Source organism: Fluoribacter gormanii (assembly GCF_900156395.1).
GTDB classification, from domain to species: domain Bacteria; phylum Pseudomonadota; class Gammaproteobacteria; order Legionellales; family Legionellaceae; genus Legionella; species Legionella gormanii.
Window position 1 is genome coordinate 1 of the sequence record NZ_FTNL01000042.1, and the last position, 15199, is coordinate 15199.

A 15199-nucleotide genomic window follows, 5' to 3' on the forward strand; every position below is an offset into this window, starting at 1 on the left:
ATGACTGTATCCGAGATACACCGCAGGAGATCCCTCACCCTCGCTGCGCTCGGGTTCGGAATGACGTGGGGAGTTACACTTCAATTAACATTTGTATATAAATTGACCTTTTTACTTGGTAAGTTATCTACATATAAACATATTAATCAATCAATTAAATTTCAACAAAATAATCCAAATAATTGCTTGTTTCGGTGTATGGGTAGAAAAGGCTTTTTTAGTTTTCTACAAGAGGATACAATGCTCATAATGAGAATGATTCTAATGAGTAAAATTACTAAAATGGGGGCGTTGATTGAGTGATCATTTTTCGTTATTTAGCTAAAGAAGTGTTCGTCACTTTGATTTCGCTAACTTCCATATTGGTATTAATTTTCCTGAGCAATCAATTCATTCAGTATCTCAATCGGGCCGCTTCCGGAAATATTCCGGGCGTCATTATTATGAAGTTAATGATGCTTGAATTGCCCACATTACTAAGCTTATTGATTCCATTGGGTTTTTATATTGCCCTGTTACTCGCTTATGGGCGTTTATATGCTGAAAGTGAGATGACTGTATTACGTGCTTGTGGGTATGGGCCAAATCAATTGTTAAAACATAGTTTTATCATGGCAACAGCAGTGGCGATTATTGTGGCTATAGTAATGATTTGGGTCAGCCCTTTAATTTATATCGAGCGGGCTAAGCTGTTACGTACTACGGGGATACAAACCTTGGTGCAAACAATCATGCCTGGACGTTTTCATGCCGTTAATAGTGGCCAGGAAGTGTTTTATGTTCAGTCTATGAGTCGGGATCATGCTAAGGCGGAACAGGTATTTTTAGCAAAACGAAGTGTTGTCAATAGGCAAATGCGTTGGGATATATTATGGGCGGATCAAGCCTTTGCTGAAACGGATGCAAAAACAGGCGAGGATTATATCATTCTGCAAAAAGGTAAAGAATATCAGGGGATTCCTGGCCATGCTGATTATCAAGTAGCGGAATTTGGCCAATATAAAACACGATTACCCCATCCTGTCATGCAGGTATCTGAAGATCTTCGTACAATGAGCACCGCAAGCTTATTGCCTTACAATAATAAAAGTTCTGCCAAGGCCGCCGAATTACAATGGCGTATATCTGTACCCATCATGGTCTTTACTTTGACTTTGATTGCTGTTCCCTTGAGTCGTATTAATCCTCGTTCAGGAAAGTATGCCAAGTTATTACCCGCAATTATTATTTATATTTTATATGCCAATTTTTTGTTTATTGGGCGTGATGCAATGATATCCGGAAAAACACCACAATGGATGGGGTTATGGTGGGTTCATCTTATCATTGTTATCTTTGGACTATTATTAATCTGGCGTGATAGGACGAAGTTGGCATGAGTATGAAAATATTAGATCGCTACATCGCGAAAACTGTTCTCGGCTCTATTGCTTTAGTCACCCTCATGTTAGTAGGTCTAGAAATTTTTATCTTATTTGTGGGTGAAATAAGTGACTTAGGTCGAGTTGATTACGGTATTGCTCAAGCAACGTTTTTTATTTTGTTACAAATGCCATATCAAGTTTATTTATTTTTCCCTATGGCCAGCCTTCTCGGCTCTTTGATTGGTCTTGGGATTTTAGCCAATAACAGCGAATTAGTAGTAATGCGGGCCTCAGGAATGTCTATAGGACAAATAACCTGGGCAGTTTTAAAAGCATCTTTATTACTCATAGTAATCGTTACTGCACTGGGCGAAACTTTAGTCCCCTACTTATCTCATTATGGGAATGATTATAAATCCGTTGCGGTCAGTGGGGGACAAACATTAAGAACCACAAAAGGTGGTTTTTGGATGCGTTATGGAAATGATTTTATTACTGTGGGCGTGATACGATCAAACAATGTCCTAAACAACATTTATCAATTTCATTTTGATGTACATCATCATTTAAAAATGTCTCGTTTTATTCGCGAAGCGAAATTTACGCCAACAGGTTGGGTTGCCAATAACGTACAGCAAACAGATTTTAGCGCAAATAAAGTCACAGCTCGGACTATTGCTTCTCTTCCCTGGGAGGTACCTGTAAAACCCAAAATCTTGATGATTAGCAGTAGCGATCCCGATGAAATGACTTTGAAAGAACTCAATCGTTATATACGAGAGCAAAAGCGCAATCATCAAAATGTACATAATTATCAATTCGCGTTTTTACAACGAATTATTCAACCACTTACGACCATGGTGATGATGATTCTCTCTATCCCCTTTATTTTTGGCCCCTTGCGTTCGAGCACTATGGGATCAAAATTGTTAGTCGGTGCTGCAGTTGGATTTGGCTTTCATATTTTAAGTCGCTTTTTTGGTCCACTTAGCACAGTTTTTCAATTGCCACCTGAATTAGCGGCTTTGGGTCCTACTTTTATTTTTGCTCTTTTGGGCCTATATTTGATGAGAAGAGTCAGATAACTGTTTCATTAAGGGCATCTTTGTAAATTAGCTTACCTCGGAGTTTTTGGCTTCGTATAGGCTGCGTGCACCCAGGCTATAAAGCCATAAAGAAGAATTATACCACTTGCCCTGCTGCCCATCCCGATGACCAAGCCCATTGAAAATTATATCCTCCTAACCAGCCGGTAACATCTAAAGCTTCGCCAATGAAATAAAGCCCAGGGACATCTTGAGCTTCCATTGTTTTTGAAGAAATGGCATGGCAATCTACACCGCCTATAGTTACTTCGGCAGTGCGATACCCTTCAGTCCCATTAGGTTTTACTATCCAGGAGTTGAGTTGTTTTGCTATAGATTCCAAATCACGATTTGATAACTCGGCAAGTTTCTTCTCAGCAAGTTCTGGTGAAATAAAGAGTTCGATGACTCGTTTGGGTAAGTGTAAGGACAAGATTGAGTTTAATTGTTTTTGTGGCTTTTCGATGCGCACATTTTTTAAGTACTCCAATACATTGAGTTCGGGCAATAAATTAATACAAATACTTTCTCCTGGAAGCCAATAGGACGATAATTGTAAAATTGCAGGGCCACTCAAACCGCGATGGGTGAATAATGTATTTTCACGAAACTCGATGCGTGCATTTTTAACTAAACTATCAATACCAATACCGGAAAGCAGGGCGACTCGTTCTTTTTCCAATACATCCAAAGTAAGAGGAACGAGTCCGGCACGAGTTGGCCATACTTTAATCCCAAATTGCTCCGCAACTTTGTAGGCAAATGGGCTTGCTCCCATTGTAGGTATGGATAACCCCCCACTGGCAATGACTAAAGACTGACAACAAAATATCCCCTTTGAAGCTTGTATTTTAAAGCTTTGTGATTTTTGAATATTCTCTATACTTGTATTGAGTTGAATCGTTGCTCCTGCAGCAGCACATTCCTTAAGCAGCATATCAACAATATCTTTTGATTTATTATCACAAAATAATTGTCCCAAGGTTTTTTCATGAAAAGGGATCTTATGTTTCTTCACAAGTTCGAGAAAGTCCCATTGAGTATAGCGAGTTAAAGCAGATTTTAAAAAATGGGGATTATGGGAGTTGTATTTTTCAGGTTCAATATAATAATTAGTAAAATTACAACGACCGCCTCCTGACATTAAAATCTTCTTTCCTGCTTTATTTGCATGATCTAAGACCAGGACTTTGCGATGGCGTTTGCTTGCTTCAATGGCGCACATTAAACCTGCGGCGCCTGCACCTATTATAATGACATCAACTACTTCCATCTCGGATCGACTTGTATTAAACCTAAACCTGTGCAAGGTTAACATGCCGTCAAGCGGGATTCAAAGAGTTCCCATTGCTCTTGATGCGATTTTTTTATACAATCATTCAACTTATTAATTATTAATATATTTTATGTATATTCTAAAACATCTTTTAGCGATTTTATTGGGTATTACCGTATTGCCGTTACGTATACTTGCATACAATATGGTGTATGCAACAATCGCATTGCTTTTAGGCGTTGCAACTGTAATTGGCTTGCCCATCGCTATGGCTTCCTCATTTAAAGATAGCGGCATGTCAGCCATGACGAATTTTTTGCTGACGATGATGGTTGTTGTGCCTATGACATTGGCAATCACTACAATCGCTCTTACAATTACAGCGACTTATTTAATTTACAATACTGTAATTAATATGCTCGAATCGTTCTGGCTTGGTTTTAAAAATGGTTTGCTTTATGAGATGGACGGTTTTTGGAGTGCATATAATTCGCAAACCCTCTTTGATGTAGATTTAGTTTCACTTTTTAGAGCTTATGTTGCCGGGGTAAACACAGAAGAATTAATAGATGATGTTGATTTTGATGGATTTCAACGCATCAGAGGGGAGTTAGAAGACGTTGTCGTGGTGCACGAGGATTTAGAAGTCCCTGATTTGGAACATAAAGACAGCAAGAAACCTTCTTTATTATTAGATCATACCCAATTACAAAGAATCGATAAACTTATAAAAGAATTAGCTGAGCTCAAAGATCCTTTACCCCATCAAGCAAAACAACATTTGGAATCTTTAAAAACGCTGTATATGCAGTATAACGATTTGTCTAAAAAACTGGACGAGGTGCGAACTGCTCTAGTTAAAAATGATAAGACTCAAATTAAGGATGAAATAATTGCTTATAATGATGTGGAAACACCCATTTTGTTGGTAAAACAATATAAAAATGAAAAGGATGGCAAATGGTATAATGTGCCTGCGAACAGTTACGTAACGGATAAAGACAGTTTATTACATTGGTTAAAGCAAAATCCTCGCCATCCTCTAAACAAAGATTTGTTGAAAAATCCAGATCTATATAATGGAATGACAACAAGGTATACCTGGTATGTCCTTACAATAGAAGAATGTTCCTCTCAGGAATTAGATGAGGCGGCTGCTCAAATGTCTGTTTTGGCGGACACTTTGCTTTCTATACTACCGCAAAAAATAGAATTGGGGTTGGGGGCTTCTCCACAATCGTTTTTTGGTTTAGGAATGAATCCTTCTGTATCTTCTCCATCAAATCTCGCTCATACACTAACCGATCCGAGTTGTGGAGAGAATAATGTTGGGTCGCATTCAGCGTAATTTGAATGATTTGTACCGGCCCATTCAAAAATCGAGCTCTTTTATTTTAGAGCATAACCAAGATATTAATTTAAGCTTATACTTTAAGTATCCGAAATGATTTTATTTTAAGGACACTCATCATGAATGAACTTGATATTTTAAAATTATTTTATGATGAAATGAAAAATCGAGGCATCACTCGCGATCAAGTGTTTTTAAGTATGGAGGAAGATGCCGCCGCAATGCTTTCTCAAAAATTAAAACAATCGGTATCATTGGAAGCCGTACAAAAATTAACGGACATCTGTATTGCTAATGAATGGCTGGAGCGAACGACGGCGGACCCTAATTATAAATATTTATCGCTAACTGAGGCAGGATTACAAATTATTTTAGCGAATAGATACAGTTAATTTTGTCTCAAGGGTATAAACTTTAAGCAAAAGTAGGTAAAATACGTCAATTTTATTCTTTTTTGTTGTCAATATGCCAAAACGAACCGATATTAAATCCATTCTCATCCTTGGAGCAGGTCCTATCGTGATAGGACAAGCTTGTGAATTTGATTACTCAGGTACCCAAGCGGTACGCGCCCTAAGGGAGGAAGGGTATCGGGTGATCCTGGTAAATTCCAATCCTGCAACTATTATGACCGACCCAGAGCTTGCAGACGCAACCTATGTTGAGCCGGTATCCTGGAAAGAGGTTGCACGTATCATTGAAATTGAACGTCCAGATGCCCTTTTGCCAACGATGGGGGGCCAAACAGCTTTGAACTGTGCTTTGGACTTGGTGCGCGAAGGAATCTTGGCAAAATATAATGTTGAAATGATTGGCGCAACACGAGAAGCGATTGATCGCGCTGAAGATAGAGAAAAATTCCGTCAATTGATGATTAAAATCGGTTTGGATATGCCTCGCTCAGCGATTGCCCATAGTATGGAAGAAGCAATTCAGGTACAGGCGCAATTAGGTTATCCAGCAATTATTCGTCCATCATTTACCATGGGGGGCAGCGGGGGCGGTATTGCCTATAACCGTGAGGAGTTTGAAGAAATATGTACGCGTGGCTTGGAGTTGTCGCCCACTCATGAGTTACTGATTGATGAATCGGTGCTTGGCTGGAAAGAGTTTGAAATGGAGGTAGTACGTGACAAAAATGATAATTGCATTATTGTCTGTACCATTGAAAATTTTGATCCTATGGGCGTACATACAGGCGATTCGATCACTGTTGCTCCTGCACAAACGCTCACCGATAAAGAATATCAGCGCATGCGTGATGCGGCTATCAAAGTATTAAGAGCGGTAGGAGTTGATACAGGAGGATCGAACGTACAATTCGCGGTTAATCCTGAAGATGGAAGGATGCTGGTTGTTGAAATGAACCCGAGGGTTTCCCGAAGTTCTGCTTTAGCTTCCAAAGCAACTGGTTTCCCTATAGCGAAGGTCGCAGCTAAGCTGGCTGTAGGCTACACTCTTGATGAATTAAAAAATGAAATTACCGGTGGAAAGACCCCCGCATCATTTGAACCAAGTATCGATTATGTCGTGACTAAAGTACCCCGCTTTAATTTCGATAAATTTCCACAAACTTCAGATACATTGACTACGCAGATGAAGTCAGTAGGTGAAGTGATGGCCATTGGCTCCAATTTTCAGGAATCATTGCAAAAGGCAATTCGTGGTTTAGAAATAGGGCGCTGTGGCCTGCACTCTTTATTTCCAAAAGGTGATTTAGCACGTTTAAGAGGGCATTTGCGAGAACCAACCCCAGATAGACTTTGGTATATCGCTGATGCATTTAGAAACAACATGTCTCTTGAAGAAATTCATCAGGAAAGTCGTGTTGATCCCTGGTTTTTAGCACAGGTCGAGGAACTGGTCGCTCTAGAGTGCTCTGTCAAAGGCAAAGCATTATCAGATATCGATACAGTAACGTTACGTTTGTTGAAGCGACGTGGTTTTGCCGATGCTTATTTGGCTAAACTATGGGCGTGTACTGAAGAGCAGGTACGTGCACGGCGTAAAGAGCTAGGAATTGTTCCTGTCTACAAGCGTATTGATTCGTGTGCTGGCGAATTCCCTAGTGATACGGCATATATGTATTCTTGTTATGAAACCCGTTGTGAGGCTCGGCCTGATACGGACAAGAAAAAGATTATGATCCTTGGTGGAGGGCCTAACCGTATTGGTCAGGGAATAGAATTTGATTATTGCTGTGTACACGCAGCTATGGCTCTTAGAGAAGCCGGTTGCCAGACCATCATGGTCAATTGTAATCCTGAAACAGTATCTACGGATTTTGATACGTCCGATCGGTTGTATTTTGAACCGGTAACCCTGGAAGATGTTTTAGGTATTGTTGATGTAGAAAAGCCGGATGGAGTTATTGTTCACTACGGTGGACAAACCCCATTAAAACTAGCGCGTGCTTTGGAAGCTAATGGTGTTAAAATTATTGGGACTTCCCCTGACGCTATTGATAGAGCGGAAGATAGGGACCGATTTCAAAAATTGGTCACTGAATTGAAATTACATCAACCGGATAATGGTACTGTGCGAAGTGAGACAGAAGCCATTGCTTTAGCAAATAAAATCGGTTACCCGTTGGTAGTTAGACCTTCCTATGTTCTCGGAGGTAGAGCTATGGAAGTTGTGTACCAAGAAGATGACTTACGCCATTACCTCTCGCATGCGGTTGCTGTATCCAATGATTCCCCCGTTTTATTGGATAAATTTTTGAATGATGCAATTGAAGTAGATATTGATGCAGTATGTGATGGTAAAGAAGTATTGATTGGTGCCGTAATGGAGCACATAGAACAGGCCGGTATTCATTCAGGAGATTCTGCTTGTACCCTACCTCCATTTAGCTTAAGTGTTGTGGTTCAACAGGACTTAATGGAACAGATGCGGCAAATGGCATTGAGTTTGGGTGTTGTTGGGTTGATAAATGCACAATTTGCTATTCAAGCTGATGACATTTATGTTTTGGAAGTTAATCCAAGAGCATCAAGAACAGTTCCTTTTGTTTCTAAAGCGACAGGATTGCCTTTGGCTAAAATTGCTGCTCTTTGCAAATTGGGTATCAGTTTAAAAGAACAAGGGTTGAGCCAAAATCACCATATGCCATCGTTTTATTCAATTAAACTGCCAGTTTTTCCTTTTATCAAATTTTCTGGAGTAGATTCCATTCTGGGACCTGAAATGAAATCTACTGGCGAAGTGATGGGTATTGCCAGACGTTTTGGGCAGGCTTATGCTAAAGCCCAATTGGGAGCCAGTTGTAACATACCCAAGCGCCGTCGCGCTTTTGTTTCTGTTCGTGACGCAGATAAAACACGAGTAGGTGAAATTGCCAAACGTTTGATTGAGTTAGGTTTTGAAATTATTGCAACGCGCGGTACGGCATTGGCTTTGCAAGCAGCAGGAGTGGATTGTCGTAGAGTATTTAAGGTGAACGAAGGCCGACCCCACGTTTTAGATTTTATAAAAAATAATGAAATCGATTTTATTGTAAATACAACGGAAGGTAAGCAAGCAATCGCCGATTCTTTTGCAATCAGGCGCAATGCATTGCAACACAAGGTTAGCTATACTACTACTTTATCAGGAGCTGAGGCGGCTTGCTTGGCTATGAAATATGAAGATAGAGATACTGTAACCCGGTTGCAGGATTTACATTAATAAAAATTGTAGCCTGGATGAAAGGGCACAACCCAGATTTTCCAATGACAGATTTATCCGGGTTATGGCTTAAGCCTTCATTCAGGCTACGATTTTTATAATGGTTTATTTAACTTTATGTGAAAAGCTCTTTTTCTTGTTGTATGAGAGAAAAGGTAGAGTTACCAGGGAATTTTTTTTTGAGGTAGATATGAGTAAACATCCGATGACAGTACAAGGTGCAGAGGCACTGAAGGAAGAATTAAATCGTTTAAAATTTGTGGATAGACCCCGTATTGTTGAAGCGATTGCTACAGCACGCGCTCACGGTGATTTGAAAGAAAATGCCGAATATCATGCTGCTCGAGAACAGCAAAGCTTTAATGAGGGGCGTATTCAGGAGTTGGAAGCGAAATTATCGCATGCACAAATTATTGACATCAGCAAATTGCCTAATAATGGCAAGGTGGTTTTTGGCGCTACAGTTACAGTGTGTCATATTGCAACAGATGCTACAGTCACCTACAAAATTGTTGGTGAAGATGAAGCTGATATTAAACAAAATAAAATCTCCTATAGTTCTCCGATCGGTCGTGCTTTAATTGGCAAGGAGCTGGACGATTCAGTAACAGTAAATACACCCGGTGGTATGGTGGATTACGAAATTATTGATGTGCAATACGTCTAATGACTCATAAAAAATAGAAATTTCACTCATGTAGCCTGGGCACTACGTCGCTCAGGTTTTAGAGCGGTTGTTAGGTGGCTTTTTTGTCATGGAATCAGGGATTGGACCGGCGAAATCAAGGTGTTATTCTTGATGAAAACCTTGTCTTGAATTAGGTTCTGTTGACAACTGACCTCAGCACCTACCTGACATCGGGCTAGAGATTGGCATTTAATTTTTATTGATGATGACGTATAACCTGGGCTTCAACAACGAAATACCCAGGTTATCTAAATTGGAATTAAGGTTGGAATACTTCCTGCTGAATACCGCCGACAACCCATTGAGTACTATTTGGAAATTGACGGAAATGCCAAATTTCATCAAGTTGACTAAGGGGCTCATTATCTTCTTTAATTGAACCCGTGAAGCGGACGCTGGCGATGAGCGAATTAGACTGTTTTGAAACATCAAGGAGCTCAGCATCTAGAGTGATTACATCTGTTTTATTCGTTGCATTTCCCCGCTCATCTAATTGCATCTTGATTTCTGCAAATACTTCTGGAGCTGTGAACTCACTTAAATCCTGAAGATTTTTTTGGTCATAAGCAGCCTGTAAGCGGTTAAATGTCACTTTGGCTTCACGTAAAAAGGTTTCAGGAACAAAACCTGCAGGATATTCAGAAGCATTACTCCCGGTGCTATTTCCTGAACTGTTATTGAATGATTGGGTAAAATTATTAAAAGGGTTTTGATTAAAAGAGCGGGTTTGCCCTTGATTTGCTTGAAATCCAGGCTGCATTCTTTTACGGAAAAAGCCAATAACAAAGAAGAGAATTGCCCCCATAATCAACCATGTCAAGATCCCATTAGCAAATCCATGTCCCATAAATAAACTGGTAAGCAAGCCCCCAATTAATAAACCACTGAGTAATCCGCCCCATCGGCTTGTATTTTTTGTGTTTTGTCCAAAAACACTGGATTTTTGCACTTTATTTGGTGAATAAAGAGCACTTTGTGAACGTTGTATGCCAAAACTTCTGCCAGCACCAAAACGTTTCGCTGAGGCTTCGTTGACCAAAAGCCCAAAGCTTAGTAATGCAATAAGTAAATAGGAAACAAACGTGCGCATAGTATCAGACCTTTCTTTTAAAATTGAGATAATGAGTATATATCAATTCGAATGAAACTGCCTCTTTGTGATTAAAAATTGCACTATAATTAAAAAATTGGAAGGATTTTTAAAAGAGGTAACCTAATGGATTAATTAAATTTAACATGACCATTATGGTATATCTTAAAAACATAAGGAGTACATTATGTCGGCATATCAAAAAGGAGTTTTGGGAGACACTGTCAGCCATTATTTTTCAAAGTCTCTGCACCATACGGAAGAGTTCGAAAGAATGTCGTGTCAATTACAAAATCTGGTGGGTCGTATTGAAGCGGGAATTACCTTCTGTAAAAGACAAAAAGAAAGGTACCCGAGATTGCAACAATATTCTGACAAAATATCGGTTTTAAATGCGGCCAAAAACTATGTTTGTGGCAATATAGGACTGGATCTTTTAGAAGAATATATGAGGATGTATCCTAAATGGGATAAAGATCCCGAAGAGGCTGATGCTGAAGCATTGATTCATGAAGCACGAGCGTTTAAAGGTGACGCTTCATAAATTTCTTCGCTGATGAATGGTAAGGGTTCACTTCCTACTCACTGAACGGCTGTATTTGGCACATCTTCAAGCATACCCTACAACGGTTCCGAAGAATGAGTTACTAAAAAGTCTTGCTCTTTTAAGGAGCTAAACTATCGATTCCTTTAATGCGAATCCATTCAAAATTCCTGGCGTGAACGGATTTACTTGATTGTTTGTCTTCAAGAGATAACGTCCCGAATTGCTGTTAATTTCAAAAAGAATTTGTAAGCTAGAACTGTCTTGTTCATCAATCAGGACATTCACTTTCTCGAGTAGTTTAAATAAGGCCCAAGTTCCTTGCTCTGCTAGCTCATAATGATTCCCTTCAATTGAATCAAGTGCAAGTTTGGCATACGATTGCGGCCAGCTAAAACGCATAACTGAGTCAGTACTTTGATTATCGGTTAATTTGGTTCTGCCAATTTCAAGTTCTAGATTTGCAACTACAGGATCCAGGCTAATTTTTTGTAGACTAAAATCAATTTTGCTTTCTTCACCATGATCCGGGAAAAACATATTGGTAATAATGTTCGCACGCATCAGCGCATCTAAGGTTTCTGAGGCAATAGGTAATACGGAGTCATTTACTGCTTTAGGCTTCCATTCTGCGCTGGAAATATCCAGGAACGGTTTAACATAGTTTTCAGTAAAGGTGTTTAATGCACCACGAGTAGAAAAGAAATGATTAAAGTCATTTATTGCAATCTCTTCTTGTTGTGATGAGTCAAAAGGATAGCGCCTGGCAATAGTGGTTTGGAATTCTCTGAACACAGTCTGCTGCCATTGTTGGTTGATATACTGACGACTGTCTCTAATCAGAATACCCCATGCATCACTTGCTAATTGTTTGGTCCATGTACTTAAAGGTTCCGGTAATTGTCGTGCTTGATTATAAAGCAGGCTTACTGGGTCGGAAGCACTTTCGCTGGAAAAGCGAGTTTTTGTAATATTAAACGCAGTTCTTCCGCCATCATTTATCATGGACAACGTTGAAATAAAGCGTTCCAAATCAACGATTTTTTGGCTGAGTTCTTTAGTACTGGAGTGACTCATTAAATTCAAATCAGTAAATTGATTGGCAATCGCTTGATTAAAAGGTGATGAGCTATTAGCCAAGTCAGCTTTGGTTTCTTGTTGGATTAAGGCGGTTATCTTCCTTATCGCATGAGATTGTTCCAGATTTTTAACTACTTGCCGTCCTGTTTGATAATCTTGGTAATGCAAGGGTTGTGATTTACGCATGAACGTTTGCCACCAGGTCACGTAATCAAAACAATACGCCTGGGTTATCATTTCCTGTAATTGATTTAAGTCATTTCGTCCAAGTATCCAGTTTTCCTTTTGTAGGCTGTAGCTGATGCCAGGAATCTTTTGCATGACTTCGTTAAAACCTGCTCTGGTGAAGTAATTTGGCAATTCATTCGTTGCCAATATAAAACCATCAATTGCGATTTTTTGTTTCGTGTCAGGGAAAAATTCTTTTGCAATCGAATAATAAAGGTAACTGGTGGGTAGCGCATTTAAATAATTTCTGGCATCACTAATTACCTGCTGTTTTACGGTTATATTTTTGGGTGGTTTACTTAGCAGAAGCTTTAATAGTGCCAGTTGTTTCTTTAAAGCATTTTCAGGTTGGTTTTTCCATTGACTCGCGAACCAATCATGTACTTGCATCGCTGAGAAATGCTCTGGCTGGCTTAACATCAGGTAAATTTTCAAAGCGTTATAACGAACAATAGGAGTATTCCCTGGATTATTGATTACATCTTCCAACTCGCTGGTTAATGCGGGTAAAAATTCACCTTGTAGACGGCTTTCAGCATTATGGTGTAAATTATATTTTAATTGATGCACAGTAGGTAGTGACAAGGAGTTGCTAGGAATGTGACTTATCGTTTTTGCCGCATTTGATAAGTGATAAAGGGCCTGTTTTCCTTTATTTTTTTGACTGTTGAGCACATCGTAAGCCAGCAATTCTTTACTTGTTTCATCCAGTAAATGAGCTGTTTTGTAATAATTATAGCTTAAAATTAGCAAACTGATTACGGCGATACCTGCCGTTACTGCAATAATGGGTTTTTGTGAAAATTTTCTAGCCTGGGGAATTTGACTGCAATGTTCCTGAATGGTCCTTAATGCACCTTCAACAAAATAGGCTCTGAAATTTGTTGCTTGAGGAAACGTATCCTGTACGACCAAGGCATATTCATGCTGAATTTTCTTGTTCAGGCGATCAATACTTATCCCACCTTGCTCCGCGCTACTAAAATAAATGGAATGTAAATTAAAAAGCTTGGGAGAAATTCCTTGAATTAACGCTTGAATAGGGGAGCGAAGGCTAGCTACCTGCAATGGAAATTCTCGAATTAAACTGCGTCGCATTGTAGAACGGGCAGGGTGCATTTTGTGAATTACTTGTTGGCCGATTTGTTCCGTGAGCTGGTTGAATTGTAATGAATAGGCCTCTATTTTTTTCTTTAATTCATTCCTGCAATCAAGGGAAAATCCTAAAGGTTTTGATAAATCAGTTGCATGTTCAGATTGGTAAAATTCAGTAAAACCAGCGAGGGTATCCATTTTGGTAAACATGAGTGCAATATTGACGGGATAACCCAGATTTGTTCCAAATCGTTCCAATAATTGTAAATGTGCTTTTTTCTGTTCTGCAAACTGTGCTGGATCGGCAATGAGCAGGTCGTTTACATCGATACATAAAACAAGACCGGTAATTTTTAGATAGGAGTTGCATCGATTCAATTGTTTTAACGTAGTAAGCAATAAGGTTTTGCTGTTGGTAAGCCAATTTTCGCCAAGCTCAATGATGATCCCTTTTTGATTAAAATAAATTTTGGCATGTTGTTCGCTAAAAACAGGTATTTCTTCCATATTGCTTTGTTTTAATATGGCCGATTTTCCTTGAGCATTTCTGCCCGTAATCACTATAAAAGATAGCTGATTGCTTTGTGGCTTTAGTTGTGAAAGTATTTTTTTTATAGCATCACATAATGCGCGTAAAGAATTGTCCATTAGCTATCCAGAAGAGCAAGTTGGGTGTGTCCGAATAAAACGGTTTTCGCCTTATTTTCCAATAAATATTGGCTGGTCAAAAACGCTAGTGTTACCATCGTAACTGCAGCAACCAAGGTAATGATGACTGCTTTATAATTCTTTTTAACAATTTTGGGTATAGGGTTTTCATTAAATAACCGGCGCGGTTGATTAAACCGATTTTGCTGAATTATCTGATAGAGATCTTCAATATAGTTATCCAAGACTTGCCGTCCATCTGCCTTAAGATGGTAATGGCCTTCAAAACCAATAATCAGGAAAAAATAAACTAACTCAATAAGATCAAGATATTGAGTTGGTCGTTCCTTAATGTAATTAAGGATTTCAAAAAAACGATGTTGTGGTTGAGCATTATCATTAGTGAGCGGAGTGAATGCCTTAAATTCAGCAGAAATTTGGTATACTCGCATGTAATTTTTACCAATCATTTCATCTATAGTTGCGGCCATTAAGTAATAGGCTATGGCTGAAAAGTCTTCCGGATATTTAGATGCATCCATTTTGCTCTGAAAAGCAAGTAACTCATGCTCAATATTATCTCTAATATTCTCAATGGGGGGCAGCGAAGGACTGAGACAAAGTCGTTCTAATAGTGATAAAAGAGGGCCTGCTGCTGCAACTAAAGCATTAGTAGAAAAGGGAGCAATGAATAATTTAGAGCGATAGTAACCTTTCGGGACAAGCATTGTTCCCGAATCAATGAGGTGGCTGCTGACCAGTGAGGCTGGATAATGCGCAACTGTCATGGTCTTGCTCCTAGTAGGTCTTGATTCAAGCATGAAATCGTATTGCAAACACTCTAAATTAAAAAGAGATAATACGTTATATAACGCGCATAGTTCAAGTGAGTCAAGCTTTATGATTTGGCTATTTTGGTATAATGCAGCTGGAGTCCAGGTGTCACTGCAATTAAACTAAGGATTTTTCATTCACACTAATGTACGAATATTTCGAGACATTTTGTAACTCCCCACGTCATCCCGAACCCGAGCGCAGCGAGGGTGAGGGATCTCCTGCGGTGTATCTCGGATACAGTCAT

Annotated in this window: 11 protein-coding genes; 7 read left to right on the forward strand and 4 right to left on the reverse strand. The window is 39.3% G+C overall.

Going from position 1 to position 15199, the window contains the following annotated elements:
• The first annotated feature begins 299 nt into the window (after positions 1-299).
• Together lptF and lptG are read left to right on the forward strand one after the other, a co-directional pair.
• Positions 300-1379, forward strand: coding sequence for an LPS export ABC transporter permease LptF (gene lptF, locus BW930_RS16355; RefSeq protein WP_058469436.1), 1080 nt, complete (start codon positions 300-302; stop codon positions 1377-1379).
• A complete protein-coding gene (gene lptG, locus BW930_RS16360; RefSeq protein ID WP_058469435.1) occupies positions 1376-2449 on the forward strand; it encodes an LPS export ABC transporter permease LptG in 1074 nt (357 codons plus the stop codon). The genes lptF and lptG overlap by 4 nt, the downstream gene beginning before the upstream one ends.
• A gap of 97 nt (positions 2450-2546) precedes the next feature.
• On the opposite strand, the gene BW930_RS16365 is transcribed toward lptG, so the two are convergent.
• Positions 2547-3722 carry a BaiN/RdsA family NAD(P)/FAD-dependent oxidoreductase gene (locus BW930_RS16365; RefSeq protein WP_058469434.1) on the reverse strand — a complete coding sequence of 392 codons (1176 nt, stop codon included), beginning with the start codon at positions 3720-3722 and terminating at the stop codon, positions 2547-2549.
• 133 nt (positions 3723-3855) lie between these two features.
• On the opposite strand from BW930_RS16365, the gene BW930_RS16370 reads away from it, so the two are divergent.
• The 4 genes from BW930_RS16370 to greA all read left to right on the forward strand — a co-directional run bounded on the left by BW930_RS16370 (position 3856) and on the right by greA (position 9412).
• Positions 3856-5073: a hypothetical protein gene (locus BW930_RS16370; RefSeq protein ID WP_064276675.1), complete on the forward strand. Its 1218-nt coding sequence runs from the start codon at positions 3856-3858 to the stop codon at positions 5071-5073.
• A 122-nt stretch (positions 5074-5195) separates the two neighbouring features.
• The gene (locus tag BW930_RS16375; RefSeq protein WP_058469432.1) at positions 5196-5468 is read left to right on the forward strand and encodes a hypothetical protein; all 273 of its coding nucleotides are present in this window, start codon (positions 5196-5198) and stop codon (positions 5466-5468) included.
• A gap of 73 nt (positions 5469-5541) precedes the next feature.
• Positions 5542-8745, forward strand: a complete 3204-nt coding sequence (gene carB, locus BW930_RS16380) for a carbamoyl-phosphate synthase large subunit (protein WP_058469431.1) — start codon at positions 5542-5544, stop codon at positions 8743-8745.
• Positions 8746-8935: 190 nt separating this feature from the next.
• Positions 8936-9412 (forward strand): transcription elongation factor GreA, encoded by a 477-nt coding sequence (gene greA / locus BW930_RS16385; protein ID WP_058469593.1) that lies wholly within the window; start codon positions 8936-8938, stop codon positions 9410-9412.
• A 280-nt stretch (positions 9413-9692) separates the two neighbouring features.
• On the opposite strand, the gene BW930_RS16390 is transcribed toward greA, so the two are convergent.
• Positions 9693-10523, reverse strand: a complete 831-nt coding sequence (locus tag BW930_RS16390) for a Tim44 domain-containing protein (RefSeq protein WP_058469430.1) — start codon at positions 10521-10523, stop codon at positions 9693-9695.
• 187 nt (positions 10524-10710) lie between these two features.
• On the opposite strand from BW930_RS16390, the gene BW930_RS16395 reads away from it, so the two are divergent.
• The gene (locus BW930_RS16395; protein WP_058469429.1) at positions 10711-11067 is read left to right on the forward strand and encodes a hypothetical protein; all 357 of its coding nucleotides are present in this window, start codon (positions 10711-10713) and stop codon (positions 11065-11067) included.
• A 129-nt stretch (positions 11068-11196) separates the two neighbouring features.
• On the opposite strand, the gene icmF is transcribed toward BW930_RS16395, so the two are convergent.
• The gene (gene icmF, locus BW930_RS16400; protein ID WP_058469428.1) at positions 11197-14118 is read right to left on the reverse strand and encodes a type IVB secretion system protein IcmF; all 2922 of its coding nucleotides are present in this window, start codon (positions 14116-14118) and stop codon (positions 11197-11199) included.
• A complete protein-coding gene (icmH, locus tag BW930_RS16405; protein WP_058469427.1) occupies positions 14118-14906 on the reverse strand; it encodes a type IVB secretion system protein IcmH/DotU in 789 nt (262 codons plus the stop codon). The genes icmF and icmH overlap by 1 nt, the downstream gene beginning before the upstream one ends.
• Between the last annotated feature and the right edge of the window lie 293 nt (positions 14907-15199).

What these genes read in the sequence shown, in the direction of transcription:
- greA (WP_058469593.1), top strand. Translation starts at nt 8,936, where the DNA reads ATGAGTAAACATCCGATGACAGTACAAGGTGCAGAGGCACTGAAGGAA.
- BW930_RS16370 (WP_064276675.1), top strand. Translation starts at nt 3,856, where the DNA reads ATGTATATTCTAAAACATCTTTTAGCGATTTTATTGGGTATTACCGTA.
- icmF (WP_058469428.1), bottom strand. Translation starts at nt 14,118, where the DNA reads ATGGACAATTCTTTACGCGCATTATGTGATGCTATAAAAAAAATACTT.
- carB (WP_058469431.1), top strand. Translation starts at nt 5,542, where the DNA reads ATGCCAAAACGAACCGATATTAAATCCATTCTCATCCTTGGAGCAGGT.
- BW930_RS16375 (WP_058469432.1), top strand. Translation starts at nt 5,196, where the DNA reads ATGAATGAACTTGATATTTTAAAATTATTTTATGATGAAATGAAAAAT.
- BW930_RS16395 (WP_058469429.1), top strand. Translation starts at nt 10,711, where the DNA reads ATGTCGGCATATCAAAAAGGAGTTTTGGGAGACACTGTCAGCCATTAT.
- BW930_RS16390 (WP_058469430.1), bottom strand. Translation starts at nt 10,523, where the DNA reads ATGCGCACGTTTGTTTCCTATTTACTTATTGCATTACTAAGCTTTGGG.
- icmH (WP_058469427.1), bottom strand. Translation starts at nt 14,906, where the DNA reads ATGACAGTTGCGCATTATCCAGCCTCACTGGTCAGCAGCCACCTCATT.
- BW930_RS16365 (WP_058469434.1), bottom strand. Translation starts at nt 3,722, where the DNA reads ATGGAAGTAGTTGATGTCATTATAATAGGTGCAGGCGCCGCAGGTTTA.
- lptG (WP_058469435.1), top strand. Translation starts at nt 1,376, where the DNA reads ATGAGTATGAAAATATTAGATCGCTACATCGCGAAAACTGTTCTCGGC.